Annotated in this window: 30 protein-coding genes; 14 read left to right on the top strand and 16 right to left on the bottom strand. The window is 60.3% G+C overall.

Going from position 1 to position 25,359, the window contains the following annotated elements:
* Positions 1 to 11: 11 nt before the first annotated feature.
* The 5 genes from AWU82_RS10530 to ppnN form a co-directional block, all read right to left on the bottom strand.
* Positions 12 to 263 (bottom strand): hypothetical protein, encoded by a 252-nt coding sequence (locus tag AWU82_RS10530; protein ID WP_064379419.1) that lies wholly within the window; start codon positions 261 to 263, stop codon positions 12 to 14.
* Positions 264 to 371: 108 nt separating this feature from the next.
* The gene (locus tag AWU82_RS10525) at positions 372 to 1,106 is read right to left on the bottom strand and encodes a substrate-binding periplasmic protein (RefSeq protein ID WP_064379417.1); all 735 of its coding nucleotides are present in this window, start codon (positions 1,104 to 1,106) and stop codon (positions 372 to 374) included.
* A 162-nt stretch (positions 1,107 to 1,268) separates the two neighbouring features.
* The gene (locus AWU82_RS10520; RefSeq protein ID WP_064379416.1) at positions 1,269 to 1,601 is read right to left on the bottom strand and encodes a hypothetical protein; all 333 of its coding nucleotides are present in this window, start codon (positions 1,599 to 1,601) and stop codon (positions 1,269 to 1,271) included.
* Between the two features lie 152 nt (positions 1,602 to 1,753).
* On the bottom strand, positions 1,754 to 2,491 hold the full coding sequence (locus tag AWU82_RS10515) for a response regulator (RefSeq protein WP_039766999.1): 738 nt from the start codon (positions 2,489 to 2,491) through the stop codon (positions 1,754 to 1,756).
* A 156-nt stretch (positions 2,492 to 2,647) separates the two neighbouring features.
* Complete coding sequence (gene ppnN / locus AWU82_RS10510) at positions 2,648 to 4,021, bottom strand: nucleotide 5'-monophosphate nucleosidase PpnN (RefSeq protein ID WP_007950520.1); 1,374 nt, start codon at positions 4,019 to 4,021, stop codon at positions 2,648 to 2,650.
* A 210-nt stretch (positions 4,022 to 4,231) separates the two neighbouring features.
* Here ppnN and AWU82_RS10505 point away from each other — a divergent pair, with 210 nt between their 5' ends.
* The gene (locus tag AWU82_RS10505; protein WP_064379414.1) at positions 4,232 to 4,753 is read left to right on the top strand and encodes a DUF3087 domain-containing protein; all 522 of its coding nucleotides are present in this window, start codon (positions 4,232 to 4,234) and stop codon (positions 4,751 to 4,753) included.
* Here the strand turns inward: AWU82_RS10505 and AWU82_RS10500 are convergent.
* The gene (locus AWU82_RS10500) at positions 4,750 to 5,136 is read right to left on the bottom strand and encodes a DUF2784 domain-containing protein (protein ID WP_039766992.1); all 387 of its coding nucleotides are present in this window, start codon (positions 5,134 to 5,136) and stop codon (positions 4,750 to 4,752) included. The genes AWU82_RS10505 and AWU82_RS10500 overlap by 4 nt on opposite strands.
* A gap of 155 nt (positions 5,137 to 5,291) precedes the next feature.
* On the opposite strand from AWU82_RS10500, the gene AWU82_RS10495 reads away from it, so the two are divergent.
* The 3 genes from AWU82_RS10495 to AWU82_RS10485 are packed head-to-tail and all read left to right on the top strand — an operon-like array spanning position 5,292 to position 6,488.
* Positions 5,292 to 5,990 carry an AzlC family ABC transporter permease gene (locus AWU82_RS10495; RefSeq protein ID WP_011334675.1) on the top strand — a complete coding sequence of 233 codons (699 nt, stop codon included), beginning with the start codon at positions 5,292 to 5,294 and terminating at the stop codon, positions 5,988 to 5,990.
* The gene (locus AWU82_RS10490; RefSeq protein ID WP_166742327.1) at positions 5,990 to 6,301 is read left to right on the top strand and encodes a branched-chain amino acid transport AzlD family protein; all 312 of its coding nucleotides are present in this window, start codon (positions 5,990 to 5,992) and stop codon (positions 6,299 to 6,301) included. The genes AWU82_RS10495 and AWU82_RS10490 overlap by 1 nt, the downstream gene beginning before the upstream one ends.
* Positions 6,302 to 6,341: 40 nt before the next feature.
* Positions 6,342 to 6,488, top strand: coding sequence for a hypothetical protein (locus AWU82_RS10485; protein ID WP_170928936.1), 147 nt, complete (start codon positions 6,342 to 6,344; stop codon positions 6,486 to 6,488).
* Between the two features lie 46 nt (positions 6,489 to 6,534).
* Here the strand turns inward: AWU82_RS10485 and AWU82_RS10480 are convergent, their stop codons facing one another.
* From AWU82_RS10480 to AWU82_RS10465, 4 genes are all read right to left on the bottom strand, one after another.
* A complete protein-coding gene (locus tag AWU82_RS10480) occupies positions 6,535 to 6,807 on the bottom strand; it encodes a hypothetical protein (RefSeq protein WP_007950513.1) in 273 nt (90 codons plus the stop codon).
* Positions 6,808 to 7,074: 267 nt separating this feature from the next.
* Positions 7,075 to 7,755, bottom strand: coding sequence for an SOS response-associated peptidase (locus AWU82_RS10475; protein ID WP_064379411.1), 681 nt, complete (start codon positions 7,753 to 7,755; stop codon positions 7,075 to 7,077).
* A 49-nt stretch (positions 7,756 to 7,804) separates the two neighbouring features.
* Entirely contained in the window at positions 7,805 to 8,644 is an 840-nt protein-coding gene (locus tag AWU82_RS10470) for an ABC transporter permease (RefSeq protein WP_064379409.1), read from the bottom strand.
* 61 nt (positions 8,645 to 8,705) lie between these two features.
* The gene (locus AWU82_RS10465; RefSeq protein WP_064379408.1) at positions 8,706 to 9,692 is read right to left on the bottom strand and encodes an aliphatic sulfonate ABC transporter substrate-binding protein; all 987 of its coding nucleotides are present in this window, start codon (positions 9,690 to 9,692) and stop codon (positions 8,706 to 8,708) included.
* Positions 9,693 to 9,985: 293 nt separating this feature from the next.
* Between AWU82_RS10465 and AWU82_RS10460 the strand changes: the two genes are divergently transcribed.
* The 3 genes from AWU82_RS10460 to AWU82_RS10450 all read left to right on the top strand — a co-directional run bounded on the left by AWU82_RS10460 (position 9,986) and on the right by AWU82_RS10450 (position 12,331).
* On the top strand, positions 9,986 to 10,933 hold the full coding sequence (locus tag AWU82_RS10460) for an ABC transporter substrate-binding protein (RefSeq protein ID WP_064379406.1): 948 nt from the start codon (positions 9,986 to 9,988) through the stop codon (positions 10,931 to 10,933).
* Between the two features lie 134 nt (positions 10,934 to 11,067).
* A complete protein-coding gene (locus AWU82_RS10455; protein WP_064379403.1) occupies positions 11,068 to 11,967 on the top strand; it encodes a polysaccharide deacetylase family protein in 900 nt (299 codons plus the stop codon).
* Between the two features lie 121 nt (positions 11,968 to 12,088).
* Positions 12,089 to 12,331, top strand: a complete 243-nt coding sequence (locus AWU82_RS10450; protein ID WP_011334667.1) for a DUF1652 domain-containing protein — start codon at positions 12,089 to 12,091, stop codon at positions 12,329 to 12,331.
* 3 nt (positions 12,332 to 12,334) lie between these two features.
* Here the strand turns inward: AWU82_RS10450 and AWU82_RS10445 are convergent, their stop codons facing one another.
* Positions 12,335 to 12,697 carry an NUDIX hydrolase gene (locus AWU82_RS10445; protein ID WP_064379400.1) on the bottom strand — a complete coding sequence of 121 codons (363 nt, stop codon included), beginning with the start codon at positions 12,695 to 12,697 and terminating at the stop codon, positions 12,335 to 12,337.
* 198 nt (positions 12,698 to 12,895) lie between these two features.
* On the opposite strand from AWU82_RS10445, the gene AWU82_RS10440 reads away from it, so the two are divergent.
* Positions 12,896 to 13,084, top strand: a complete 189-nt coding sequence (locus tag AWU82_RS10440) for a hypothetical protein (protein ID WP_039766970.1) — start codon at positions 12,896 to 12,898, stop codon at positions 13,082 to 13,084.
* 59 nt (positions 13,085 to 13,143) lie between these two features.
* Here the strand turns inward: AWU82_RS10440 and AWU82_RS10435 are convergent, their stop codons facing one another.
* Positions 13,144 to 13,383: a hypothetical protein gene (locus AWU82_RS10435; RefSeq protein ID WP_007950501.1), complete on the bottom strand. Its 240-nt coding sequence runs from the start codon at positions 13,381 to 13,383 to the stop codon at positions 13,144 to 13,146.
* Between the two features lie 176 nt (positions 13,384 to 13,559).
* Here AWU82_RS10435 and AWU82_RS10430 point away from each other — a divergent pair, with 176 nt between their 5' ends.
* A complete protein-coding gene (locus tag AWU82_RS10430; RefSeq protein WP_064379398.1) occupies positions 13,560 to 13,895 on the top strand; it encodes a hypothetical protein in 336 nt (111 codons plus the stop codon).
* 127 nt (positions 13,896 to 14,022) lie between these two features.
* On the opposite strand, the gene AWU82_RS10425 is transcribed toward AWU82_RS10430, so the two are convergent.
* Positions 14,023 to 14,301, bottom strand: a complete 279-nt coding sequence (locus tag AWU82_RS10425; protein ID WP_064379396.1) for a Rho-binding antiterminator — start codon at positions 14,299 to 14,301, stop codon at positions 14,023 to 14,025.
* 242 nt (positions 14,302 to 14,543) lie between these two features.
* Here AWU82_RS10425 and AWU82_RS10420 point away from each other — a divergent pair, with 242 nt between their 5' ends.
* A complete protein-coding gene (locus AWU82_RS10420; RefSeq protein ID WP_064379394.1) occupies positions 14,544 to 15,149 on the top strand; it encodes a DUF6338 family protein in 606 nt (201 codons plus the stop codon).
* Between the two features lie 142 nt (positions 15,150 to 15,291).
* Here AWU82_RS10420 and AWU82_RS10415 read toward each other — a convergent pair whose 3' ends face one another.
* The gene (locus AWU82_RS10415) at positions 15,292 to 16,191 is read right to left on the bottom strand and encodes a LysR family transcriptional regulator (protein ID WP_064379392.1); all 900 of its coding nucleotides are present in this window, start codon (positions 16,189 to 16,191) and stop codon (positions 15,292 to 15,294) included.
* A 121-nt stretch (positions 16,192 to 16,312) separates the two neighbouring features.
* On the opposite strand from AWU82_RS10415, the gene AWU82_RS10410 reads away from it, so the two are divergent.
* Both AWU82_RS10410 and AWU82_RS10405 read left to right on the top strand, forming a co-directional pair.
* Positions 16,313 to 17,680 carry an MFS transporter gene (locus AWU82_RS10410; RefSeq protein WP_064379390.1) on the top strand — a complete coding sequence of 456 codons (1,368 nt, stop codon included), beginning with the start codon at positions 16,313 to 16,315 and terminating at the stop codon, positions 17,678 to 17,680.
* Positions 17,681 to 17,704: 24 nt separating this feature from the next.
* Positions 17,705 to 18,979, top strand: coding sequence for a glucarate dehydratase family protein (locus tag AWU82_RS10405; protein WP_064379388.1), 1,275 nt, complete (start codon positions 17,705 to 17,707; stop codon positions 18,977 to 18,979).
* Positions 18,980 to 19,021: 42 nt separating this feature from the next.
* On the opposite strand, the gene AWU82_RS10400 is transcribed toward AWU82_RS10405, so the two are convergent.
* Positions 19,022 to 19,906: a LysR substrate-binding domain-containing protein gene (locus AWU82_RS10400; protein WP_011334658.1), complete on the bottom strand. Its 885-nt coding sequence runs from the start codon at positions 19,904 to 19,906 to the stop codon at positions 19,022 to 19,024.
* A gap of 159 nt (positions 19,907 to 20,065) precedes the next feature.
* On the opposite strand from AWU82_RS10400, the gene ydiJ reads away from it, so the two are divergent.
* A complete protein-coding gene (gene ydiJ, locus AWU82_RS10395; RefSeq protein ID WP_064379387.1) occupies positions 20,066 to 23,095 on the top strand; it encodes a D-2-hydroxyglutarate dehydrogenase YdiJ in 3,030 nt (1,009 codons plus the stop codon).
* A gap of 115 nt (positions 23,096 to 23,210) precedes the next feature.
* The gene (locus tag AWU82_RS10390) at positions 23,211 to 24,380 is read left to right on the top strand and encodes an acetyltransferase domain-containing protein (RefSeq protein ID WP_064384044.1); all 1,170 of its coding nucleotides are present in this window, start codon (positions 23,211 to 23,213) and stop codon (positions 24,378 to 24,380) included.
* Positions 24,381 to 24,386: 6 nt separating this feature from the next.
* Here the strand turns inward: AWU82_RS10390 and AWU82_RS10385 are convergent, their stop codons facing one another.
* Positions 24,387 to 25,292, bottom strand: coding sequence for a LysR family transcriptional regulator (locus AWU82_RS10385; RefSeq protein WP_064379384.1), 906 nt, complete (start codon positions 25,290 to 25,292; stop codon positions 24,387 to 24,389).
* Positions 25,293 to 25,359: the final 67 nt, after the last annotated feature.

Here is a 25,359-nt window from a genome sequence, read left to right as displayed (position 1 = left end):
AAACCGATCACTTAGTAGCGCTGATATTTGGAACCGAATTCCGGGCGGTTTTCCGCGACGTACAGTTTGGTCGGTTCGGCGTTCTGTTGCAGTTTGAGACTGCCTTGGTGTTCGGCATCGACGCTGACGGTGTCGACGTTCAGGGTGCCGGACTGGCCGATGGTTGCAGCCGCGACAACTGGAGTGCTGGCGTGTGGGGCAGCGATGGCGGAGGTGGCGCCAATCAGGGAAACAATGAAGCCGAGTGCGATGATGTCTTTCATGATGTTGCTCCAGAGAGTGGGGAGAAGATGGGGCCCACTGTAGTGCTGGAGGGTTTTGATGTGAAAACACCCTTGCGCATAGTTGTTATCGAAGGTGTTGATGCGCGATCAGCGCGGTAGGGTATTGCTCAGCCAGCGCTGGCGCAGCTTCTCCAGACGGCCGTCGGCCCGCAATGTATCCAGCGCCTGCTGCCAGCGTGCGACCTGTTTCGGATCGGTCTGCGGCGAAAAGGCAATGTAGGTGTTCTGTTTCATCAACGGGATCTGGTACTGCAAGCGTCCCGGCTCCATGCCTTGTTCGCGGGCGAGGGCGGCTTTGGACCAGGTATCGGAGACCACGAAATCGGTACGCCCCAGGCTGAACAGCCGCATCATCTGCTCCGGGGTTTCCACGCCGTAGAGGTTGTTCAGGTCTTGTCCTTGCAGGTAGCTGTAGACCAGCCATTTGCGCGGCACGGTGATCCGGCCAAGGTGATCGGCTTCACGCAGGCTGTTTACGGGAGGCTGGAGATTGTCGCGGGCGTACAGCGCGGTTTCGACTTCGATCAGCGGCCCGACCCATTGATAGCGATCATCGCGCTCATCGGTACGCAGCACGGTGAATACGCCGGTGTCGGGGGTATCGCTGGCCATGCGCAGGGCGCGCAGCAGCGGGACTTGTTGCAGATGGATACGGTCGCCGGTCTGGGTCGCCAGGGCCTGCACCACGTCCACACCGAATCCTGCGAGCTGATTGCCTTGCATGAAATGCAGGGGCGGGTGGTTGTCGGTGAGCAGTTGCAAATCCGCCGCGTTGGCCGTCAGGGCCAGCATTGACAGCAGACAGGCGGCAAAACGTTTCATGGATCGTCCCTGAACAAATCAATCGCGCAGCTTAGTACGAGCCATGGCGGCTGTCGTGGGGAAACAGCGGGGCTTTTGTGTCAGAGAACAAGGTTTATCGGTAGTGATCGCTGCGGGGGCAGAGCGCCCCCGGCAGGAATCGACAACGGCGGGTACAAACGATCAGTAACGCTGGTACTTGGAACCGAACTCGGGACGGTTCTCGGCGACCAGCACGCTGCGGGCCGAACGCTCGCGCAGTTCCTGCAGGCGATCTGCACCACCCTCGGCGACGCGCTCACGCAGCTCCTGCAAACGGTCCGCACCGCCTTCAGCCACGCGTTCACGCAATTCCTGCAAGCGATCCGCGCCACCTTCGGCAACGTGATCCTTCTGCAGGTTTTCCGAGCCGTATTCAGCGACCAGTGGCTGGGAGCTGGCGGATGCCAGATCGGCCGTTGCCAGGCCACCGAGCAGGCCGAGTGCGATTACCAGGGATTTCGAGGACTTGAACATGGTGTTTCTCCTTGCGTTTGATGATGAGTGAGCCAGTGCTTTCTGGTGGGTTCATTCAAACGCGAGGGTGTATCGCTGATATGTGGTGATGCGGCGCGAAAACACGGGTTACGTATCTGCGCGGCGAATTTATACAGAGCGATACAAATCCATCAGGATTCGGCGAGCATCTCCACGGCGAAGGAGAACACATAACCCTCGTTGCGCACGGTCTTGATGTAAGTCGGCTCGCGGGAGTCGTCCAGCAGACGCTGACGCAGGCGACTGACCAGCAAATCAATCGAGCGGTCGAACAGGTCGGCATCGCGACCCTGGGTCAAATTCAGCAACTGATCGCGGCTGAGCACTCGTTGCGGATGATCGAGAAACACCCGGAGCAAGCGATATTCGGCGCCGCTGAGGGCAACCATGGTGTCGTCTTCATCGAGCAGGTGGCGGGCGGTGGTGTCCAGGCGCCAGCGGCCGAACGCGAGCAGGCGCCCGGTTTCGGTGATCAGCAGATTGGGCGGCAGCATTCGTGTACGGCGCAGCACGGCGTTGATCCGCGCCAGCAGTTCGCGGGCGGCGAAGGGTTTGGTCAGGTAATCGTCAGCACCCATTTCCAGGCCGAGGATCCGGTCGGTCTGGTCGTCGCGGGCGGTGAGCATCAGGATCGGGATCGCCTTGTGCTTGCCGGCGCGCAATTCGCGGCACAGCACCAGCCCGTCATCGCCGGGGAGCATGATGTCGAGCACGATCAGGTCGACCGTGTTGGCTTCCAGAAAGCTGCGCATCTGCCGCCCATCGGCGACCACGGTGCTGCGCAGGCCGTTCTTGGTCAGGTAATTGCCGACCAGTTCGCGGATCTCGCGGTCATCGTCGACAATCAGGATGTGGTTGATGTGATCCATGGTTCACACTCTTTTTGTGGGAGCGGGCTTGCTCGCGAAATCGGTCTGTCAGTCAACAATAATGCTGAATGCGCTGGCCCCTTCGCGGGCAAGCCCGCTCCCACAGTGTTATGGGGTGCCCTGAAAAACGGGTTTTCAGGGCTTATGCATTGAGGGTCAGGACACCACGCGGTAGCACGGCACATACGCCGCGCCGCCCGGCAGTTTCATCCGGTGCTGGGCGACGAAGGCTTTGAGCAGCAGATCGAGGGGCTGCATGATCGCGGCATCGCCACGGATCTGGTACGGCCCGTGTTCCTCGATCAGGCGGATGCCCTTGTCCTTGACGTTACCGGCCACGATCCCGGAGAACGCGCGGCGCAGGTTGGCCGCCAGTTCATGGGGTGGCTGGTCGCGGTGCAGCTTGAGGTTGGCCATGTTTTCGTGGGTCGGATCGAACGGGCGCTGGAAGCCTTCGTCGATCTTCAGCAACCAGTTGAAGTGGAACGCGTCGGCGCGTTCGCGGCGGAATTGCTTCACGGCCTTGAGGCCCGCCGTCATCTGCCGCGCCACTTCGGCCGGGTCGTCGATGATGATTTCGTAGTGCTTCTTCGCCGCCTCGCCGAGGGTCGCGGTGACGAAGGCGTCCAGTTGTTCCAGGTACGGCGCGGCGTGTTTCGGCCCGGTCAGGATCACCGGGAACGGCAGGCCGGCGTTATCCGGGTGCATCAGGATGCCCAGCAGGTACAGGAACTCTTCGGCGGTGCCGGCGCCGCCCGGGAAGATGATGATGCCGTGGCCGACGCGGACGAAGGCCTCCAGGCGTTTTTCGATGTCCGGCAGGATCACCAGCTCGTTGACGATCGGGTTCGGCGCTTCGGCGGCGATGATGCCTGGCTCGGTCAGACCGAGGTAACGGCCACCGTGAATCCGCTGCTTGGCATGGGCGATGGTCGCGCCTTTCATCGGGCCCTTCATCACGCCAGGGCCGCAACCGGTGCAGATGTCGAGGCTGCGCAGGCCCAGTTCGTGGCCGACTTTCTTGGTGTATTTGTATTCTTCGGTGTTGATCGAGTGGCCGCCCCAGCACACCACAATTTTCGGCTCGACGCCCGGACGCAGGGTGCGCGCGTTGCGCAGCAGGTGGAAGACGTAGTCGCTGATGCCCTGGGAGGTGCTGAGGTCGATGCTCAAGGCGTCGAGTTCGTTTTCGGTGTAGACGATGTCGCGCAGGGCGCTGAACAGCATTTCCCGGGTGCTGGCGATCATTTCGCCGTCGACGAAGGCGTCGGCCGGGGCGTTCAGCAGTTCCAGGCGCACGCCGCGATCCTGCTGGTGGATGCGGATTTCGAAGTCTTTGTAGGCTTCAAGAATGGTTTTTGCGTTGTCGACATGGGCGCCGGTATTGAGGATGGCCAGGGCGCACTGGCGAAAGAGGGTGTAGGTGCTGCCGGTTCCGGCCTGGCTCAGTTGCTGAACTTCACGTTGGGAAAGGGTTTCGAGACTGCCTTTCGGGCTGACCGAGGCATTGATTACGTGTCGTTGGGTCATGCAGTGATCCTTAAAACGATGTCATTGCCGGCATGGCCAATGGCATCCGAATAGTGTGTATCCATGAATGAAGATGGCACGATCTGCGTGGTATCGCCATGTCCCCGTTGGACGTTGAAAAGATGAAAAGGCGCTCCAGCATAGCTAAATCCGCCTCAGAGGCGATAATGCGCAGCCTCTTTTTAACTCAAGCCATGGAAGCCTGTCGCGATGTTCGAGATTCAACCGATCGATGCCATCACTTATCGCCAGCAGACCCGGCGCAGCACGCTGATCATCGCGGTGCTGTTTCTGGTGCTGGCGATGGTGTTTTCGACTGTGGCGGTGGCGCTGTTCGGCGAGCCGGGCGGGGATAACCTGCGGTTCAATGTTGGCGGGGTGTTTGGCGCATTTTTGCTGACGGCGGCGTTGCTGCGCGGGCGTTTCTGGAACCAGACCTGGATGGCTCCGGCGGTGTACGGCTGGCGGCTCAAGCGCAGCCTGATGAGCGTCACCAACGTCATGCATCAGGTGATGGCTGCGGTGGAGAAGGGTGATCCGGTGGCGATGAAGGTGCTGCGGTTTTATCACCTGGGCCTGACCCAGATGCATGAACTGGACGGCAATTCCAGCGATCACGCGCAATTGCACCGGGAAGTCGAAACGCACAAGTCGCGGATGGAGGCGCTCGGTCTGGACACCGATCAGAAGCGCCTCGATCCGGCCTGGCTGGAAACCTTAAAAGCGCGTTAAAACGGAATGCGCGCGGCGCGCCGCAGTTTCCAACGGCGGATCAGGCGCCCGTAGACCAGCAGGTTGACCACCAGCACCACGCTGCCCAGCACCAGCTGAATCTGTGGCGTCAGCCCGGCCGGGTAGATGATCGGCCAGACGTAATGTTCGATGAACCCGCCGGCGTATTCGGTCTGCCCGGCAGCGTGACGCATCAGATTTTCCCAATAGGTCAGCGGACAGGTCAGGTGCAACACCTCGACCGCCACGCCCCAGGCCGCCGCTGGCAAATGCAGCCACATCAGCCGTGGCCACTTGAGCACCAGCAGCCCGCCGAACAGCACGAACAGAATGAACAGCAAATGAAACAGCACCAGCCCGTCGGCGGCTATTCGATACAGCATGTCGTCTCCCTGACGCGTGTGTGAATGGTCGCCATGTTACGCCGGTAAACGACTGACCGAAGGAAGGATTTGCGCCAACTGCGCAAGATTGTTCAAGCCACCAACGGGCGTTTGCTGGCAGAGTCCGGGGCCTTGTCTCACGGTTGAAGCGTGTTATGTCTGACTCATCAATGCCGCGCAGTGCCTTTCTTCGCGGAGCCGCGGCGATCATGCCGTTATCGCTGGCCACCGCACCCTGGGGGCTGCTGGCCGGCTCCATGGCGATTGAAGCCAACCTCACGCCGCTGCAAGGGCAGGGCCTGTCGAGCATCGTGTTCGCCGGTGCTGCGCAACTGGTGGCGATCGGCATGCTCAAGGGCGGCGCGGGGATTTTCTCGATCCTGCTGACCACGCTGCTGCTGACTTCGCAACATTTGCTTTACGGCATGAGTATGCGCCATGTGATTTCGCCGTTGCCGGGTCGCTGGCGCATCGGCCTGGGCTTTTTGCTCACCGATGAACTGTTCGCCCTGACCAGTCAACACGACCGCCAGCAGTTCAACCGCTGGTACGCCCTGGGCGTCGGCCTGACGTTCTACATCGCCTGGAATCTCTTCACCCTGGCCGGCATCGTGCTCGGCAGCAGTATTCCGGGACTGGAACACCTGGGGCTGGACTTCTCGATTGCCGCCACCTTCATCGCCCTGATCACCCCGGTGGTGCGCAATGTGCCGACGGTGGTCTGCGTGGCGGTGTCATTGTTCTGCTCGGTTTTGTTCAGTTACTGGCAATGGGGTTCGGCGCTGGTGTTGTCGGGGCTGGCCGGCATGACCGCCGGGTTTATCTGCAACAAGCTGTATCGGGAGCGCACATGATGGTCTGGGCAGTGATTATCGGCATGGGGATTCTGGTGTTCCTCAACCGCTACGTGTTTCTTGAGCCACGCTTGCCAGTGCGCTTGAGCAGCAACGCGCGGCAATTTCTCGGTTTTGCCGTGCCGGGCATGTTGACCGCGATTTGCGGGCCGATTGTGTTCATGCCGGACAAACAACTGAATCTGCAGTGGGATAACCCTTATCTGCTGAGTTCATTAGTCGCAATCGGCTTGGTGATCTACACGCGCAATACATTGCTCAGCATGCTGTTGAGCATGGCGTTCTTCTTTCTACTGCGCTGGTGGCTTTAAGTTCTACGCTTAATGGATGAATTCCATCAGCGAGGTGAACATGGCAACCGAGCAGAACCGTCCAGAGGAAGATGACGAACCGAGTGAAGAAGAGATCGAGCGTGAAAAACACAAGGAGCAGACCTGGAAGCATGACGACAGCCGCGAGTTGTCCGACCGCGATCGGGAGCGCCCGCTGAAACCCTGAACGGCACAACGAAAAAGCCCCGCGGTTGCGGGGCTTTTTCGTTTCATCAAAGATCTTCCAGCTGCGTGAAATCGGGGTGGGAGGCCCGATAACCCAAGGTCTTGTCGATCCAGGCATTCAACTCGTTGACCATCACCGGCGGGTGGCAGGGATAGCTTTCGAGGGTAGCGCGCAGGATGCGGTCGATATCGGGTACGTCACGCAGGTTTCGAGTCTTGATGTAGTGGCCGATAAAACAGTCGAGTTGAAAGCGTTCTGTCGTGGACAGATGAATACACTCCAGGCCTGTGACCTGTTTGATTGCAAAATCGTCGCGCAACTTAATTCTCTGCAAGGCTTGTAAGTTTGTGGGGGATTCCTGGTTTTGCTGACTCTTTGGTCAACTGGTATGCCAAAAGGAAATGCGGCGCGCATGCTATCCGTAGTGTTTGTAAATGTATGTATGACGGTTGAAATGTCAGACGGGCGGTTAGTTCAATCAAACGACTGTTTATGTTGAATGTTTCGCGTTTGAAACACCGCGTGTAACGCGCAGGATTCGATTGCTGAATTCCTGCTTTTGATAACGCATCGCGTCGACATTTATTTACGGTACGGCTTCAATCAATTCCGCACCCTGATTGCGGGAGTTGCCCACCGCTTTGCCGACTTTGTGCCAGTGGAACGCTTCGCTGGGTTCGGCTTCAAACAGCAGCATCTGCTCGGCGCGCTCGGTCGGTGTGGCGGGATCGAGCCATTCCTGCACCCGATCAGCGCGCAGCACGATCGGGCGCCGGTCATGCACATCGAGCAGGCCACCTTCGCTGTTGGCGGTAATGATCACAAAGCCGTCGTCATCCCGCGCAGGTTCGCCGGGTGCCGGAAACTGGCCGATGGCGGCGCAGAAAACCGGCTGATGATCAGCCCGACGAATCAGCCAGGGCTGTCGGCCTTTGTCGGGTGCATCGACCCATTCGAACCAGTTGTCGACCGGTACGATCAACCGATGGCGCCAGATCGCGCGAAAAAACGGCCCGTGGGCGACTTTTTCCACTCGCGCGTTGATCGGCGCGGCGCGATCCTTGGCCCAGTGCGGGCGCCAGCACCAGCGCAAGTTGTCGGCGTACAGCCGTTGTTGGTGCTGATGGAGGATCGCCAGTGACGTGGTGGGCGCGGCGTTGTAATGCGCCAGCGGTGCGTCGCCGACGTGATTGATCAGCGCATCGGGAATGCTCAGCACCGCGACGAAATCGTGGATGCCCCGGTATTGCGACAGTCTTCCGCACATCGGCCGACCCTCCGGCAGCTGCCTGAAGATTTGAGCTTAGTTGCACGGTTCACTCCTTGCCGCCCTGACCGTTGAAAGCGTCGCGCCAGACCAGCCAGCGGCGCTCCAGAACGGCGAGCAATCCGTCGCTGAGTTTGCCGAGCTGCGCCAGAACGATGATCGCGGCCAGCACGATGTCCGGCCGCGACGTTTCGCGACCGTCACTGAGCAGGTAACCCAGCCCTTTGGTCGCGGCGATCAGTTCGGCCGCCACCAGAAACATCCACGCCAGGCTCATGCCGCTGCGCAATCCGGTGAACAGGCCGGGCAGGGCGGCAGGCAGCAGAATCCGTCGCACCAGTTGCAGCGGGCTGAAGCCGTAGATGTGCCCGACTTCCACCAGTTTGCGGTCGATGTTGCGGATCGCTGCGACCACGTTGACGTACACCGGGAAGAACGCGCCGATGGCAATCAGGACGATTTTCGAGGTCTCGTCGATCCCCAGCCACAGCAGCAACAACGGCACCCAGGCCAGGCTGGGAATCGAACGCAGCGCGGCGAAAGTCGGTTCCAGATAAGCCTCGGCTTCGCGGCTGAGACCGACCCACGCGGCAAACACCAGCGCCAGGCTCGCGCCGATGGCAAACCCCAGCAGCACGCGAATCAGGCTGGCGCCGATGTGTTTCCACAAGGCGCCTTCGGCCAGATCCGTGAGGGTCAGGGCAATCTCGCTCGGCGCCGGCATCTGGTAGGACGGCAGCCAGCCGATGCGTACGATGAATTCCAGGGCGACCACGATCAGCAGTGGCAGGGCCAGGCCTTTGAAGCGCCGACGCCAGAGCGGATTCAGCAGGGGGAGTTTTCGCCGTGGTGCCGACAAGGCAAGGCGAGCGGGCAAGTCGTTGCTCATGGACGGTTCTCCGCTCACGACAAATCCGCGACGGACGCGGACGTGTCATGGGCCTGATCGGTTACTGGGCGGCGGCGACTTGCTGGAAACCGGTGTCGATCAACTGATCGATGACCTGATCGACATTCACCCCACGGCGCACCAGTTCTTCGGAGACCAGAATCGGCGCGGCGGCTTTCGAGGCCAGCACGTCCCTGGCGGTCAGTTGCGGGCTGCTGAGGTCGGTGCGCGACAGTTGCAGTTTGGCCACGTCCAGCGGGAGGCCGGATTCGCTGGCGAGCAACTTTGCCAATTCGTCGGGGTTCTTCACCGACCATTCGCGGGCCTGCTCATAGGCCTTGATCACGGTGTCGATGGTTTGCGGGTGTTGCTTGGCGTATTGCTCGGTGACGCTGACCACGCCGTAGCTGTTGAAGTCGCGATTGCGGTACAGCAGGCGCGAGCCGGCCTGCACCTGACTGGCGGCCATGTGCGGATCAAGACCGGCCCAGGCGTCGACATCGCCTTTCTCCAGCGCGGTGCGGCCGTCCGGGTGTTGCAGGTGCACCAGTTCCACGTCGTCCTTTTTCAGCCCGGCCTGTTGCAGGGTGCGCAGGGTGAACAGATACGGATCGGTGCCCTTGGTGGCGGCGATTTTCTTGCCCTTGAGGTCGACGACGGACTGGATCGGCGAGTCCTTGCGCACCACCAGCGCGGTCCATTCGGCGCGGCTGTAGACGTAGACCGATTTGATCGGGCTGCCATTGGCGCGGCTGAGCACGGCGGCGAGGCTGGCCGAAGAGGCGAAATCCACGCCGCCGCTGTTCAGGTATTCCAGCGAGCGGTTGCTGCCCTGGCTCAGCACCCAGCTGATTTTGCTCTGGGGCAGGGCTTTTTCCAGGTAGCCCAGATGTTTGAGCGCCAGGCTGACCGGCGAGTAATAAGCGTAATCCAGATGCACTTCGGCTGGCGGCGCTTCGGCAGCGTGGGCGAGCGGTTGCAGACTCAGGGCTACTGCGCAGGCCGCGAGCAGCGTTTTGACGCGGGAAAACGGTAAGAGGGATTTCATGGGCACGCTCCGGCAAGGCAACAGATTCTTATGTCCAAAAAGATATTTTTATCGAATGCTTCCTGCATGAATGGAATATTGCAGGCTCTGTGCCATGTACGCGTTGTCCCGTGTTTACGGGGTTTAACGCCGGTTTTTCAAGTTGGAAGTGTTGCAGGGAAAACACTGTGACGAGCCACTGTTGCTTGGCGGACAGTACGGCGGGAAGGTGCTGAGCTTATGCGCTAATCGAATTTCAAATCTGATTTGTAAGAGCGCTATGGTCTATAAAAATCCCTTCTGCAGGACTCGCCATGAAGCTCTCACGTTTCCTACGCGCCGCGTTGACCAGCACACTGTTTGCCACGCCATTGACCTACGCTGCCGAACCCTTGGTCCTGCACGTCGGTGACCAGAATTACTACAACATCCGCGCGTCCATAGAAGCGTCCGGCGTGTTGAAGGACGCGCCTTACACGGTCGACTGGAAACACTTCCAGGCCGCTGCTCCGTTGGCCGAAGCGTTGCAGACCGGGTCGCTGGATCTGGGCTTTCTGGGGGATTTGGGATTTCTGTTTCTGGCGGCCAAACAGGCGCCGGTGAAACTGATCGGTGTATCGCGGCAGAACCCGGACACCATCGCCCTGTTGGTGCCCAAGGATTCTCCGGTGAAAACCATCGAGGATCTGAAGGGCAAGAAAGTCGCCTACTGGCCAGGTGCCTGGAGTCAGCAGTTGACCTTGCGGGCGCTGGAGCAGGGCGGTTTGCCGGAAAATTACGTCGACTTCGTCAAGCTGATGCCGATTGATGCAGCGGCCGCGCTACCGCAAGGCAGCATCGATGCGTTCCCGGTCTGGGAGCCGTACATTTCCCAGCAGATCGTTTTCTCCGGTGCGCGACCTATTCTCACGGCGAAAAACCTGATGCCGGGCCTGAGTGCGATTGCGGCGTCCGCGCCGTCCATCGACAGCAAGCGTGAAGCGATCACCGATTTCCTCGGACGCCTGAAGCAGGCCCGGGCCTGGGTCGACAGTCACACCGACGAATACGCCGACCTTTGGGCGAAGAAAGCCAACCTCGATCAACAGGTTTCGCGGCACTGGTTGCGCCAGGCGCACATGACGGTCGGCCCGGTGGATCAGCAGGCCGCCGCCGATCTGCAAAGCACGGCCGACTTCCTGTTCAAGGTCAAGGCGCTGCCGGCTCCGTTGGCTACGGCCGGGATCATCGACAGCTCGTTTCAACAGGCGCTGGCACGCTGAGCGAGCGCCGGAACCAAACCCTGTGTATCTTTATCCAACCTCGGCCCATCTCATTGGGTCGCAGGGAGGCAGCAGCGGCGAAGGAGTTTTGCCAATCGACAACATGACCGCAAGGGTCGGGCGCAAGGCAAAACATGACACAGTGGTTCAAGCTTTTCTGCGCGATGGCAGTGGCCGTCGGGTTGGCCGGTTGCATCGCCGCTCCCATCGAAATGACCGAGCAGACCGAGACCCGGCTCAAGGCCCAGGCGCCTGTGCGGTTTCTGTTGACCTTTGATGACGGGCCCAGCGCTTCGAGTTTTTTCAATCCCACCGAAACCGTGCTCGACAGCCTCAAGGACAACCCGCTGCAACCGGGGATCAAAGCGGTGTTTTTCGTCCAGACCCGCGCGCCCCGAGCGGGCAACAGCGAGATCGGTCGGCGAGTCATGCGCCGCGAGTATGACGAAGGGCACATTCTGGGCTTTCACACGGCCACCCATTGGCACACCAATCATCGATTGCTCGACCCGGATGAGCTCGAAACCTCATTGACCAACGGCTCGGCGGACATCGCGGCGATCACTGGCGCGCCGCCGACGTTATTGCGCCCGCCATTCTGGAACTACGACAAACGCACCTTTGCCGCTTATCAGCAGCACCATATGCAGGTGTTACTGACCGATCTGAGTGCCAATGACGGCAAGATCTGGGGCTTCAACGCCAGTCCCCGGCGGCGGGCGAACATGCTGCGTCAGCTATCGGAAGTCCGCGAACGGATTGCCCTCGGTGAACTGCCAACGGTGGACGGGGTGATTCCGGTGGTGGTGACCTTCCATGACCTCAACCGCTACACCGCCCGCCACACCCGCGAGTACTTGCAGATTCTGCTCGACAGCGCCGCTGCCACCGGCGTGCGACTGGCAGAAAAACCGTTCTATGATGATCGCGCGACATTGGAAAAAGCCGCATTGGCGCGCACCGTGCGTGAGTCGTCGAAACCGGTGAACCTGCCAGGGATCTGGAACTGGATCTGGGACCATGACGCCCACTGAGTGCGGTGATGTGAAATGTGAAGCGGTTGGCAAATTCTGCAGGTGTCGGCGCAAGCGGGGCGATAAAAGCTCATCTATGCTCATCGGGTTGCCCGAGCCAACGCCTGTGAGGCGTGCCCCCATGATCGCCATTGCCGACATTTGCCGCATCGTCGAATCCGGCTTCTCGCCGCTGTATTGCGATTGCACCGAAACGGCGCAGGGACTCTTGCAGATCAAGGTTTACGAACCCGACAGCGGGCGTGTCGAGCTGTTGCTCAACGGGGTTTCCCCGGAGCATCTGGTCACCATTCGTGACATCTCCAATTTCATTGGCGAGCTACGCACGGAAATGAGCGCCGGACGCCGGGCGTTCGCCGGCTGACGGTCAAAGACGCCGCTGAAAGGCGCGGACGATGTTCAGCGTGGCGTCACTGACGTTCAGGTTCTGCACCGCATCCAGCGGGTGCCAGAGACAGTCGACAATCTCATTCAACGGGCGAACCTGATCAATGTTCAGCACCGACGCCTCGTAGACGTGGTGGCGTGTGGTGCCGTTCTGCAACTCCATCAGGTACAACAACTGATCGGTGCTGAGCCCGGTTTCTTCCTGGAGTTCGCGGGCGGCGGCTTGCTCGCGGGTTTCTCCCGGCTCGACGGTGCCCCCCGGCAGTGTCCAGCGGCATCTGGGTTTGCGCACCAGGAGAATATGCCGATCCTGCTCGCAGATGACGGTTGCTCTGACTTTCATGTGTTACCCGATTGCCGTTTGTCATAAATCTGTCATGAATTAGCAATATTTGGGCCGCTGCCGGTTTAGAGCTTCTGAGTGCCTGGCAGGGGCAAAAGTGCCGGAGACTTGACGCTGCTATGGTGCGACGTCCGGTCGGCACGATGAAGCGCTGCGGGTGTAAGGTGCAAAAGTTCGTTACAGAGACAGGAGGTGCCTATGAGCATGGCGATGCTGAACAAAATGCACATGAATGGCTACGACGTACTCAGCGTCAACAATGGCCCTTGGCGAGTCTGCACGCAGGGTGACCGGCTCGCTTCGTTTGCCAGTCGCGAGGAAGCGCTGGCGTATGCCGCTGCGCTGCCGGGGTACAAGAGCCGTGTACGCGGTCGCAAGACAGGCTGAAGGCCTGTGGAGAAAAAGCCCCGGATGTCCGGGGCTTTTTGTTGTGGACCGGGTGGGTTTCAGTGGACTTTGGTTCGGCTGATGGCGCGGGCTTTCACTTCCCGGGCATACAGTTGCAGGCGTTCCTCATCGCTTTGCAGCACCTCGCAGGATCTGAGCACCGCCTGGGCGTCCGCTTCATTGCCTGACTGGCGCAGTTGCTCGGCGATGCGCTTGAGGTCCACCGCCGACCATCTCAGGTCCGATGCCACGCTTTGCAGGTCACGCTGAAGTTCGTGTTCGTATTCATTGAGCCGCATGATCACCTCCGGAACATTCTCGGTAAAACAGAGTAGCTGCATTTTTTGGGAGTGGGGCAAGGTCATCTGTCGGTGAGCTGATTAGTCCGGTTTACGAGGAATACAGGCCGAGCGCTACGATGGATGTCTGAACAGTTACAGGGTACATTCGCGTTTTTTCAGATGAAGGAATTACCATGCGGATGTTGATCGGGGGGATGCTGATGGCGGCATTGGCCGGTTGTTCGTTGCCTGCTTCACTGGTGCCGGGCGAGCCGAATGTCAGCAAGATCAGCGGTAAGGCTCCCAAAGACTACGCCGCGTGTGTATTGCCGCTGTGGCAGCAGGACGTTGCCAGGACGTCCCAGGCAGCAATTTCCAATGGCTACCGGATCACTGCGCCGAGCATCGTCACCGCCGACGAGATTCTCGATGTGGTCAAGTACAAGGACGGCAGCCGCGTTTCCCTGTATCAGGGGCCGCCGTGGGCGAAGTCCGGGTCTTTGCGCAAAGCGGTGCGCGACTGTCTGTAAGGTCACAAACCGGCCAGCGGCTGACCGTGCGATTGCGCTGGCTGCTGCGGATCCGGTGATTCCCGTCGTCGCGTAAAGCGACGTGTCACAAAAAAATCCCGCCGGTTGATTCCGAGCGGGATTTTTTTCAGATTGCGCAAACCCCTTCGGCAAGGACCACCCGACCGAACTCGGCGTTGGTCTCCTGAGGCGTGATGGCAAGCAGTTGGTCGAGGCGAATTTCCTGTTGCGCGGCTTGTTGCTCGATCACCAGGAATTCTTCTTTGTCACTGCTGGTTCGCGTGGTCACGGCTTTGGCCATCAGCCGCTGACCGTCGATCAACTCGATGTCGAGCTGATAGCCGCGCAGGCAAGCGATTTCCAGGTAGTCGTAAAGGTCACAATTCAATGGCTGATAACGGGTCATAGCGTTACTCCTCGAAACCTTGCGCGATGATGAAACGATCCAGGTCGTGCATCAACCCTCATGCGGCGGTGCTGATGGCGGCAGAGAAGGGCGTGGATCGGATTCTGCAGGATATGTAATGCGCCGTGACAGATGATCGCGAGCGTTCCTCCCGCGTGCACTAGGCTTTGAATGCCGGCTCATTACGGGCCGGCATTGCTGTTTTAGGAGGAGTGTTTTTTTGATTCAAGGAGCGACCGATCATGGATGATCTGGTGAAAGAAGTGATTCCGTTGTTGCAGTACCTGATCCCAGGGTTTGTCTCGACCTGGATTTTCTACACCCTGACGGCGTTCAAACGGCCGGATACGTTCGGACAGATTTTGCAGGCGTTGATTTTCACGTTTGTGATTCACGGGATGGTGCTGGGGATTGGGGCGGTTTGTGTGTGGGTGGGAGAGCAGGGGATTTCTGTAGGGAGATGGGATGCGAAAGCTGAAACGTGCTGGGCATTTTCTGCGTCCTTGCTGCTGGGATTGATGGCTTGTTGTCTGGCAACTAATGGCAAATTGCATAGGTGGTTGCGCAGCAGAAACGTAACGAAACAATCTTCCTATCCCAGTGAATGGTTCTGCGCGTTTGCTCAATATGACCGATTCATCACCCTTCATCTGGAGGATGAAAGGCGCGTCCTAGGCTGGCCAGTCGAGTGGCCACCGGAGTCGAGCACCGGGCAGTTCTTGATGAGGTTTCCACGCTGGCTCAACGAAGATGGCAAATTGGATCCTATTGGTGCTGAATTTTTGCTGATAGATTCCGCGAAGGTTAAATGGGTTGAATTCAGCCCGGCATCAGAGGGTTCATCATGACCGCCAGAGCACCGCAACCAATGCCGCAACATCTGGAGCGACTTTTCGTAGGGCCCGACGGGAAGCTATTGGAGAAACCATTGATCACAGGCCCAAAGGCACCACCACCGCTGAAGTACCCCCCATCATCGCAAGCCCGCTCTTAACCCCATCCATCCTTCACCGCCCGGCGAATGCCCTCCAGCAACATCGCAAACGCCGGGTTGTCGTTGTTCTCCCGCCAGATCAGATGCAGCTCGCTCTGCACCCCTTCGCCCAGGTCGATCTCGCGAAACACCACATTCCTGAACACCACACTGGTCGCGCAACGCGGCACCAGCGCCAGTCCCATGCCTGCATTGACCAGCGCCAGAATCGTCAATGAAGACCCCAGCCACTGCACATAATCCGGAGCGACCCGGGCCGAGCGCAGCATGCCGGTGAGCAATTCGTTGAACGGCGGATAGGCCGCGTGGGAATACATCAGGAACGGCTGCCCATCCAGATCCTTCACTGAAACGTCGTCTGCCTCCGCCAGTCGATGGCCGCTCGGCACCGCCAGCACAAACGGCTCGCGCACCAGGCATTCGGTGGCGTAACCAGGCTCGAGCAACGGCGCGCGGACGATGCCCAGATCGATGCGTCGGGCACGCAGGGCTTCGTGTTGCTGATAGGTGTTCATTTCAGTCAGGTCGATCTTCACCTGCGGCTGCTTGAGGCGCGCCTCGGCGATGACCTTGGGCAGAAATTCGTACACCGCGCTGCCGACAAAACTGATGTTCACCGAACCGATATCGCCCTCGGCAAAGCGCCGGGCGGTGACGGCAGCCTGTTGCGCGCGTTCGAGCAGATTCTGCGCTTCGATGAAAAACGCCCGGCCGGCGGCGGTGAGCGCGACACTGCGCGTGCTGCGGGTAAACAGTTCGACGCCCAGATGATGTTCCAGTAACTGGATCTGCCGGCTGAGTGGCGGCTGGGTCATGTTCAACCGCTCGGCGGCGCGGCGGAAGTTGAGTTCGGTGGCGACGGTGGTGAAGCAGCGCAGTTGGGTCAATTCGAACATTGATCTAATCCAGGTATCAATCGAATGCCAGGTTAGATTAGACGGGATCAATTGCCCCGTCCATGATCGCTCTACGCCTGAACAGGCCTTCCCTACAAAAACAAAGATCGGGAGTCGCCCCTTGAAAACCCTCCAGAGTCCGCCGGACATCACGGTACTCGCCTGCGCCGCCGCCAAGGTCAAGCGCCACGTGCTGCCGTTGTTCGTGGTGATGTTCATCGTCAACTACATCGACCGGGTCAACATCGGTTTCGTGCGCAGTCATCTGGAAACCGATCTGGGTATCGGCGCTGCCGCCTATGGCCTTGGCGCCGGTCTGTTTTTCATCGGTTACGCCTTGTTTGAAGTGCCGTCCAACATGCTTCTGCAACGCTACGGCGCCCGCGCCTGGCTGACGCGGATCATGTTCACCTGGGGCGCAGCGGCGATGGCCATGGCGTTCGTCAAAGGCGAAACCAGTTTCTACGTGCTGCGCTTCATCCTGGGCGCTGCCGAAGCCGGGTTCTTCCCGGGGATCATTTATTACTTCACCCAATGGCTGCCGGCCTCTGAGCGCGGCAAGACCATGGCGGTGTTTCTCAGCGGGTCGGCAATTGCTTCGGTGATATCCGGTCCGGTGTCCGGCGCGCTGTTGCATATCAGCGGTCTGGGCCTGCACGGCTGGCAGTGGATGTTCCTGATCGAAGGTGCCGCGTCGGTAGTGCTCTGCGGGTTTGTCTGGTTCTGGCTGCAATCCCATCCGCGTCAGGCCAAGTGGCTGACCGAAGAGGAGCGTGAAGCGCTGGTGATGGCAATCACCGAGGAACAACGTGCCCGCGAAGCGACCCACGTCGCCAAACCATCGATGTTCAAACTGTTGGCGGATCGGCAGATCGCATTGTTCTGCTTCATCTACTTCTCCATCGCCCTGACCATCTACGGCGCCACCTTCTGGCTGCCGAGCATGATCAAGAAAATGGGCAACCTCGGCGACTTCCAGGTCGGGCTGCTCAACTCGGTGCCGTGGATCATTTCCATTGTCGCGATGTACGGCTTTGCGGCGCTTGCGGGCAAGTGGAAATTCCAGCAGGCCTGGGTCGCACTGACGCTGGTGATCGCATCGTTCGGCATGTTCATGTCCACCACTGGCGGGCCGATTTTCGCCTTCGTCGCCATCTGTTTCGCGGCCATCGGTTTCAAGGCGGCTTCGGCACTGTTCTGGCCAATTCCGCAGAGCTATCTGGATGCGCGCATCGCGGCGGCAGTCATTGCGCTGATCAACTCCATCGGCAATCTGGGCGGCTTCGTTGCGCCGACCGCGTTCGGTTTTCTGGAACAGACCACCGGCTCTATCGAGGGCGGTCTGTATGGCCTGGCCGCTACTTCGCTGGTAGCGGCAGTAGTGATCTTCTTCGCCCGCATGGCGCCAGGCGCCAAAGGCAAAACCCCGGCAAAGCCTGAACCCGAAACCGCCGTTGCGCCGACGGCCAACCCGGTGGCGAGCCGCTGATTCCGACTCAACAGGAGCGTCATTTTGAAAATCACTCGCGTAACCGTCACTCCGATCGCTTTCCGTGATCCGCCGCTGCTCAACGCCAGTGGCATCCATGAACCGTTCGCCCTGCGCTCGATCATCGAGATCGAGAGTGACAACGGCTACATCGGCCTCGGCGAAAGCTATGGCGATGCCCCGGCGTTGGCGATCCAGCAACAGGTGCAGTCGCAGTTGATCGGCCTCGATCCGTTTAATCTCAATCAGCTGCGTCGGATCGTTCAGACCACGGTTGCCGCCCACAAACCGGCCAGTCTGGCGGGTGCCGAACTGGCGCCCGGTTCCCACGCCAGCAAGGCCGTCAGCAATGCGTATTCGGCGTTCGAAGTGGCGTTTCTCGACTTGCAGGCCCATTACCTGAATGTGCCGCTGGTGGATCTGCTGGGCGGAGCGGTGCGCGACGAAGTGCCGTTCAGTGCCTACCTGTTTTTCAAGTATGCGCAGCACGTCGATTCACCCTACAAACCGGACAACTGGGGCGAGGCGCTGAACGAGCAGCAAATCGTCGCCCAGGCGGCGCGGATGATCGAGGCGTTCGGTTTCAAGAGCATCAAGCTCAAGGCCGGCACGTTGCCGCCGGAACATGAGGTGGCGTGCATCAAGGCGCTGAAAAAGGCCTTTCCCGGATATCCGCTGCGCATCGATCCCAACGGCAACTGGTCGCTGGAAACCTCGATCCGCATGGCCGAGTTGCTGGGTGATGATCTGCAGTATTACGAGGATCCGACCCCGGGCCTCGACGGCATGGCCGAGCTGCACAAACGCACCGGGCTGCCGCTGGCCACCAACATGGTGGTCACTGATTTCGACGAGTTCCGCCGCAGCGTGGCGCAGAACAGCGTGCAGATTGTTCTCGCCGATCACCATTACTGGGGCGGCCTGCGCGATACCCAGACCCTGGCGAAAATGTGCGACACCTTCGGCCTCGGCGTGTCGATGCATTCCAACTCACACCTGGGCATCAGCCTTATGGCCATGGCGCACGTGGCGGCTGCGGTGCCGAATCTGGATTACGCGTGCGACACCCATTATCCGTGGCAGGAGCCGGATGAAGAGGTGATCAAGGGCGGCAAGCTGCCGATTGTCGATGGCTGCGTGAAGATCACGCGTGCGCCGGGCCTGGGGCTGGAACTGGATCACGATCAACTGGGCAAGCTGCATGACCAGTACCTGACCTGCGGCATCCGCCAGCGCGATGATGTGCGGCAGATGCAACGCTATAAACCTGACTGGAAAGCGCTGAAGCCGCGATTCTGATCGAGCAAAACCAGAGGGCGCCAAACGGCGCCCTCTGTTGTTTCAAAGCGTACGCATCAACCAGTCGCGAAACGCCTTCAGCGACGCCAGCGACTCATTGCGCGCCGGGTAAACCAGGTAATAGCTGCGCCGGCTGCTGATCGGTTCACCCAGTTGCAATAGCTCGCCGTTATGCAATTCATCTTCCACCAGAATCCTCGGCACCAGCCCGATCCCGATATTGGCGCGCACGGCCTGGATCAAGTGCGAGGTCATCTCGAAACTCGGGCCAATGCGCATACTGCGATGGGGCAGGGCATGATGGCTGAACCACTCGGACCAGGCCTGAGCGTTGCTGCTGACGTTGAGCAGCAGTTGCCCGGCGATGTCCTTGTCGGCCGCACGGCGTTCGGCATCGGACAGCTGCGCACTGGCGATCACCACCAGTTCTTCGGTGTGCAGGCGGTGGGCGGTCAGCCCCGGCCAGTCACCGCCACCGACGCAAATCGCCGCGTCGATTTCGCTGGTGTCGAAGTCAATCGTCTCGATGCGCGAATGAAGATGAACGGTCATGCCAGGGTGCGCGGTGTAGAAATCCTTCAAGCGCGGCAGCAGCCATTTCGAGCCGAAGGTCGGCAGGGTCGCCAGGCGCAAACTGTGGATGCCTGAGCCAAATGCCATGGCCTGCAAGGTCGCACTGCGGATCTGGCCGAGGGCTTCGGACAGTTCGCGCTGATACATGCGCCCGACGTCGGTAAGGATCACCCGCCGGCCTTCGCGGCTGAACAAGCGCATGCCGAGCATCTTTTCCAGAATCTGCACTTGGCGGCTGACGGCGCTCTGGGTCAGCGACAGTTCGTGGGCGGCGCGGGTGTAGCTTTCATGGCGAGCGGCGGCTTCAAAAGCCAGCAGCAACGACATCGAGGGAGTAAGGGTTCGCGGATTCATTCGTTTTAGTCATGGATTGCGGGTCGATTTTACGGTTGTCCCGACATCGCTCTGCAATGAACATAAGGCCTATGAGATGGCGGGAGCGTGACGCAATCATTCCTTGCGCACAACTGTTCACCGCCACACGGCCCGTTTTTGACCGAGATTGCCCTCCCGATGATTGCCCAGCTGTCGCCTTCCACCGCGTTGAACACCGACTACCAACAGTTTCTCAAAGCCCTTGAAACCAGCGGTTTTCGTGGTGAAATCAGTGCCGACTACGCCAGCCGCGTGGTGCTGGCCACCGACAACTCGATCTATCAGCGCTTGCCGCAAGCGGCGGTGTTCCCGCGTGATGCCGACGACGTGGCGCTGCTGGCGCGCCTGATCGCCGAACCGGCTTACCAAAAAGTGGTGATCACGCCTCGCGGTGGCGGCACCGGCACCAACGGCCAGTCGTTGACCGATGGCATCGTCGTCGACTTGTCGCGGCACATGAACCGCATCCTCGAAATCAACGTTGAACAGCGTTGGGTGCGGGTACAGGCCGGTGTGGTGAAGGATCAACTCAACGCCGCCCTGAAATCCGCCGGGCTGTTTTTCGCCCCGGAACTGTCGACCTCTAACCGCGCCACCGTCGGCGGCATGATCAACACCGACGCCAGCGGCCAGGGCAGTTGCACCTACGGCAAGACCCGCGACCATGTGCTGGAGCTGCACATGGTCCTGCGCGGTGGCGAACGTTTGCACGGCCGCCCGCTGGAAGAAAGCGAGCTGGCAGCGGAGTGCGCCCGCGAGGGCCGGCCCGGCGAAGTGTATCGCCGCGCGCGGCAGATCATCGACGAGCAGGGCGAGCTGATCCGGGAAACCTTCCCCGATCTCAACCGCTGCCTGACCGGCTACGACCTGGCGCACCTGCGCGAGGCCGACAACCGTTTCAACCTCAACAGCGTGCTGTGCGGCGCCGAAGGTTCGCTGGGGTTTGTGGTCGAGGCCAAACTCAACGTGTTGCCGATCCCCAAGCACACGATGCTGGTGAACATTCGCTACGCCGGCTTCATGGATGCCTTGCGCGATGCCCGGGCGTTGATGGCGCTCAAGCCATTGTCGATCGAAACCGTCGACTCCAAAGTGCTGTTGCTGGCGATGCAGGACATCGTCTGGCACGGCGTCGCCGAATACTTTCCGGAAAGCGCCGAGCGGCCGACGCTGGGGATCAACCTGGTGGAATTCTGCGGCGACGATCCCGAGGAGCTGCAAGGTCGGGTCGAGGCCTTCGTCCAACACCTGGGCAACGACGCCACAGTCGAGCGCCTGGGCCATACGCTGGCCGTCGGTCATGCAGCGGTGAACCGTGTCTACGGCATGCGCAAACGCGCGGTGGGTCTGCTCGGCAACGTCGCCGGTGAAGCGCGGCCGCAGCCGTTTGTCGAAGACACCGCCGTGCCGCCGCAGCACCTGGCCGAGTACATCGCCGAGTTGCGCGACCTGCTCGACAGCCACCAGTTGCAGTACGGCATGTTTGGTCACGTCGATGCCGGCGTGCTGCACGTCCGGCCGATTCTCGACATGAAAGACCCACAGCAAGCCGCACTGGTGCGTCCCGTTTCGGACGGCGTCGCCGCGTTGACCCAGCGTTACGGCGGCCTGCTGTGGGGCGAGCACGGCAAGGGCCTGCGTTCGGAATATGCACCGGCGTTCTTCGGTGAGTTGTACCCGGCGTTGCAAGCCTTGAAGGCGGCGTTCGATCCATTCAACCAGTTCAATCCCGGCAAGATCGCTACGCCGGACATTCCCGGCGCGGCATTGCTGAAGATTGACGAAGTGACCCTGCGCGGCGAACTCGATCGGCAGATCGACGAGAAGGTCTGGCAGGACTACGGCGCGGCCATGCATTGCAACGGCAACGGCGCCTGCTACAACTTCGATCCCGACGATGCGATGTGCCCGTCTTGGAAAGCCACCCGCCAGCGCGCGCAATCGCCGAAGGGCCGTGCTTCGCTGATTCGCGAATGGCTGCGGTTGCAGGGCGAGGCGGGGGTTGATGTGTTGGCCGATGCCAGTCGCCGTCCGCCGTTTTTCAGCACGTTGCTGCAGCGCTGGCGCAACAGCCGTGCACAGGAACAGGACTTTTCCCACGAGGTGTACGACGCCATGGCTGGGTGCCTGGCGTGCAAGTCCTGCGCGGGGCAGTGCCCGGTGAAGGTCAACGTACCGGACTTCCGTTCACGGTTTCTGGAGCTGTACCACACCCGTTATCCGCGGCCGGCGCGGGATTACCTGATCGCCTCGCTGGAGTACACGATTCCGTACATGGCGCGGATTCCGTTGCTCTACAACGGCTTGATGGGCGCCTCGTTCAGCCGTCGATTGATAGAGCGCTTGGGCGGGATGGTCGATGTGCCGTTGCTCAGCCGTTTTGATTTCCACGCGGCGATGCGTCGCTGGCAGGTTCAGCCGGCGTCAGTCGAGGCATTGTCGGCGCTGACTGCAGCCCAGCGCGAACGCAGTGTGGTGCTGGTGCAGGATGCCTTCACCCGGTATTTCGAGGCGCCATTGTTGGCGGATCTGATCGAGCTGATTTCGCGACTGGGCTATCAGGTTTATCTGGCACCGTTCAGTGCCAACGGCAAGCCGCTGCATGTGCAGGGTTTCCTGTCGGCGTTCAAGCGCGCGGCGTTGCGCAATGCCGGGCAATTGCGCGCACTGGCCGAGATCGGCGTGCCGTTGGTGGGGCTCGACCCGGCCATGACCCTGGTCTACCGCCAGGAATATCTGAAAGTCCCGGGGATGGAGCAATGCCCGGAGGTGGCGTTGGTGCAGGAGTGGCTGCTCAACGTCATGCCGGAGCCAGTCGATCGGCGCTGTGAGGAAACCTTCCGTCTGCTGGCGCACTGCACCGAAAAAACCAACGCCCCGGCCGCCACTCGGCAGTGGGAGCAGGTGTTCGAGCGTGTCGGCCTGAAGCTCGCGACCCAGGCCACCGGTTGCTGCGGCATGTCCGGCACTTACGGGCACGAAGCGCGTAATCGCGAAACCTCGGCAGTGATCTACGAGCAATCCTGGGCGAAGCAGATCGAGGCGCCGGTGGAGAAGGACGAGGCGCTGGCCACCGGGTATTCCTGCCGCAGTCAGGTCAAGCGTCAGGCCGATCGACAGTTGCGCCATCCGTTGCAGGTCGTGCTGGAAATCCTGCGCACTGCGTGATCGCTGTTTGAGAACCGCTAGCGATTGGATCGGTTTTTCATGTTATAAGGTAACGCAAATTATGCGGCCGCTTTCGGGCGGTCGCATCGATCAACCTTTCGATTGCGATACCTCCATGACGATTGCGGTTCCCCGTTCTGCCCCCTCGGCGACTGGCCGGTTGCTGTCCATTGATGCGCTGCGTGGCCTGGTCATTCTGTTCATGTTGCTGGACCACGTGCGCGAAACCTTTCTGCTGCATCGTCAGGTCACTGACCCGATGGACATCGCCAGCACCGAGCCGGCGCTGTTCTTCAGCCGTACCCTGGCGCACCTGTGTGCGCCGGTGTTCGTGTTGCTGACCGGGTTGTCGGCGTGGCTGTTCGGCGAGAAGTACGACGGCAAGGCTGACGTCAGTGCCTTCCTGTTCAAGCGCAGACTGTTTCTGGTGCTGCTGGAATTCACCCTGGTGAATTTCGCCTGGACGTTCCAGCTGCCACCCACCGTGATCTACCTGCAAGTGATCTGGGCGATCGGCCTGAGCATGATCGCGTTGTCGCTGCTGGTCTGGCTGCCACGCTGGCTTTTGTTGACGCTGAGCCTGGCGATCATCGCCGGGCACAACCTGCTCGACGGGCTGCACTTCGCAACGGAGTCGGCGCTGCACGTGCCATGGGCAATCCTGCATGACCGCGGCTGGATCGAGGCGGGCGAGACCTTGCGTCTGCGCACCTCGTACCCGTTGTTGCCGTGGATCGGCGTGATCGGGCTGGGTTACGCGCTGGGGCCGTGGTTCGCTCGCGCAGCCGATGCCGCAGTTCGCCAGCGCCGTTTGCTGATCGGTGGCGTCGCCGGGCTGCTGGGCTTTGTGGCAGTGCGACTGGTCAACGGTTATGGCGAGAAACCGTGGTCGATCAGTGACAACAGCCTGCAAACCCTGATGAGCTTTTTCAACATCACCAAATACCCGCCGTCGCTGTTGTTCATCACGTTGACGGTGAGTGTCGGGCTGCTGCTGTTGCTGGTGTTCGAGCGCGCGCAGGATCGACGCTGGATTCGCTGGCTGACGGTGTTCGGTTCGGCGCCGATGTTTTTCTATTTGCTGCACCTGTATGCGCTGAAGGTGCTGTACCTGATCGGTGTGGCGTTGTTCGGGCTTAATCAGGGCACGTATTTCGGTTTTTCATCGGTGACGGCGGTGTGGCTGGCGGCGATGGTGCTGGCGGTCGTGTTGTTCCCGGCCGTGCGCTGGTTCTCGGAGTTGAAGGCCCGGCGGCGCGACATTGCCTGGTTGAAATATCTGTAAAGCGGCTCAGCCCGTTTTGCCATCGCGGGCATTGCGGGCGAAATCGATAAACGCCTTGAGCGGCGCCGGTACGTGGCGCCGACTCGGGTAATACAGATGCAGGCCGGGATAGTACGGGCACCAGTCCGCCAGCACCTGCACCAGCCGCCCGCTCGCCAAGTGCTCGCGGGCCATGTCCTCGAACACATAGGCCAGGCCCAAACCCTGCAACGCGGGGCCGATCATCAGGCTGACATCGCCCAGGGTCAGCGGGCCGTTGACCTCGATTTCCTGGTCTATACCACCCCGTTTGAATTCCCAGCGGTATATCGAACCGCTCGGGAACCGATGTCGGATGCAGGGCAGGGCCTGCAAATCTTCAGGTTTCTGTGGCGCGGGATGTCGTTCGAAAAAGCCGGGTGATCCGACCACCACTGAACGCAGATTCGGTCCGATGGGTAACGACACCATGTCAGCTTCCAGCCGGTTGCCGAAACGCACACCCGCATCGAATCCGGAGGCGACGATATCCAGCAGCGCATCGCTTTCGACCACTTCCAGACGGATGTCTGGATAGGCCTGCAAGAACTCGCTGGCAATCGGCAGCAACACCAGCTCACAGGCCTGGCGCCCGGCAGTGATACGCAGGTTGCCGGAAGGCTTGTCGCGAAAGTGATTGAGGTCTTCGAGGGCGTCTTCGATGTCGCGAAACGCCGGTTTCAGCCGCGCGTATAACCGCTCGCCCGCTTCGGTCAGCGCCACACTGCGGGTGGTGCGATTGAACAGGCGCACGCCTAGGCGATTTTCCAGAGCCCGCAACGAATGACTCAGCGCGGACGGTGTCAGGCCCAGATCCACCGCTGCACGGCTGAAATTCAGGTGCTGGGCGATGCATAGAAAGATCGGCAGATCCGCCGTGGACGGGGTTTTCATTTGTGAGCGCCTTTCACAAAGTCATGCAAATTTGTTGGGATTATCACATCAGTAGCACGGCTTTAAA

This window comes from Pseudomonas glycinae, assembly GCF_001594225.2.
Lineage (GTDB): Bacteria > Pseudomonadota > Gammaproteobacteria > Pseudomonadales > Pseudomonadaceae > Aquipseudomonas > Aquipseudomonas glycinae.
This window is presented reverse-complemented; position numbering and strand designations above follow the sequence as displayed.

What these genes read in the sequence shown, in the direction of transcription:
- AWU82_RS10485 (WP_170928936.1), top strand. Translation starts at nt 6,342, where the DNA reads ATGGCAACCGAGCAGAACCGTCCAGAGGAAGATGACGAACCGAGTGAA.
- AWU82_RS10425 (WP_064379396.1), bottom strand. Translation starts at nt 14,301, where the DNA reads ATGACCCGTTATCAGCCATTGAATTGTGACCTTTACGACTACCTGGAA.
- ydiJ (WP_064379387.1), top strand. Translation starts at nt 20,066, where the DNA reads ATGATTGCCCAGCTGTCGCCTTCCACCGCGTTGAACACCGACTACCAA.
- AWU82_RS10530 (WP_064379419.1), bottom strand. Translation starts at nt 263, where the DNA reads ATGAAAGACATCATCGCACTCGGCTTCATTGTTTCCCTGATTGGCGCC.
- AWU82_RS10525 (WP_064379417.1), bottom strand. Translation starts at nt 1,106, where the DNA reads ATGAAACGTTTTGCCGCCTGTCTGCTGTCAATGCTGGCCCTGACGGCC.
- AWU82_RS10520 (WP_064379416.1), bottom strand. Translation starts at nt 1,601, where the DNA reads ATGTTCAAGTCCTCGAAATCCCTGGTAATCGCACTCGGCCTGCTCGGT.
- AWU82_RS10430 (WP_064379398.1), top strand. Translation starts at nt 13,560, where the DNA reads ATGCGGATGTTGATCGGGGGGATGCTGATGGCGGCATTGGCCGGTTGT.
- AWU82_RS10390 (WP_064384044.1), top strand. Translation starts at nt 23,211, where the DNA reads ATGACGATTGCGGTTCCCCGTTCTGCCCCCTCGGCGACTGGCCGGTTG.
- AWU82_RS10385 (WP_064379384.1), bottom strand. Translation starts at nt 25,292, where the DNA reads ATGAAAACCCCGTCCACGGCGGATCTGCCGATCTTTCTATGCATCGCC.
- AWU82_RS10415 (WP_064379392.1), bottom strand. Translation starts at nt 16,191, where the DNA reads ATGTTCGAATTGACCCAACTGCGCTGCTTCACCACCGTCGCCACCGAA.
- AWU82_RS10475 (WP_064379411.1), bottom strand. Translation starts at nt 7,755, where the DNA reads ATGTGCGGAAGACTGTCGCAATACCGGGGCATCCACGATTTCGTCGCG.
- AWU82_RS10500 (WP_039766992.1), bottom strand. Translation starts at nt 5,136, where the DNA reads ATGCTGTATCGAATAGCCGCCGACGGGCTGGTGCTGTTTCATTTGCTG.
- AWU82_RS10420 (WP_064379394.1), top strand. Translation starts at nt 14,544, where the DNA reads ATGGATGATCTGGTGAAAGAAGTGATTCCGTTGTTGCAGTACCTGATC.
- AWU82_RS10400 (WP_011334658.1), bottom strand. Translation starts at nt 19,906, where the DNA reads ATGAATCCGCGAACCCTTACTCCCTCGATGTCGTTGCTGCTGGCTTTT.
- AWU82_RS10450 (WP_011334667.1), top strand. Translation starts at nt 12,089, where the DNA reads ATGATCGCCATTGCCGACATTTGCCGCATCGTCGAATCCGGCTTCTCG.
- AWU82_RS10495 (WP_011334675.1), top strand. Translation starts at nt 5,292, where the DNA reads ATGTCTGACTCATCAATGCCGCGCAGTGCCTTTCTTCGCGGAGCCGCG.
- ppnN (WP_007950520.1), bottom strand. Translation starts at nt 4,021, where the DNA reads ATGACCCAACGACACGTAATCAATGCCTCGGTCAGCCCGAAAGGCAGT.
- AWU82_RS10515 (WP_039766999.1), bottom strand. Translation starts at nt 2,491, where the DNA reads ATGGATCACATCAACCACATCCTGATTGTCGACGATGACCGCGAGATC.
- AWU82_RS10505 (WP_064379414.1), top strand. Translation starts at nt 4,232, where the DNA reads ATGTTCGAGATTCAACCGATCGATGCCATCACTTATCGCCAGCAGACC.
- AWU82_RS10490 (WP_166742327.1), top strand. Translation starts at nt 5,990, where the DNA reads ATGGTCTGGGCAGTGATTATCGGCATGGGGATTCTGGTGTTCCTCAAC.
- AWU82_RS10445 (WP_064379400.1), bottom strand. Translation starts at nt 12,697, where the DNA reads ATGAAAGTCAGAGCAACCGTCATCTGCGAGCAGGATCGGCATATTCTC.
- AWU82_RS10460 (WP_064379406.1), top strand. Translation starts at nt 9,986, where the DNA reads ATGAAGCTCTCACGTTTCCTACGCGCCGCGTTGACCAGCACACTGTTT.
- AWU82_RS10435 (WP_007950501.1), bottom strand. Translation starts at nt 13,383, where the DNA reads ATGCGGCTCAATGAATACGAACACGAACTTCAGCGTGACCTGCAAAGC.
- AWU82_RS10455 (WP_064379403.1), top strand. Translation starts at nt 11,068, where the DNA reads ATGACACAGTGGTTCAAGCTTTTCTGCGCGATGGCAGTGGCCGTCGGG.
- AWU82_RS10440 (WP_039766970.1), top strand. Translation starts at nt 12,896, where the DNA reads ATGAGCATGGCGATGCTGAACAAAATGCACATGAATGGCTACGACGTA.
- AWU82_RS10465 (WP_064379408.1), bottom strand. Translation starts at nt 9,692, where the DNA reads ATGAAATCCCTCTTACCGTTTTCCCGCGTCAAAACGCTGCTCGCGGCC.
- AWU82_RS10470 (WP_064379409.1), bottom strand. Translation starts at nt 8,644, where the DNA reads ATGAGCAACGACTTGCCCGCTCGCCTTGCCTTGTCGGCACCACGGCGA.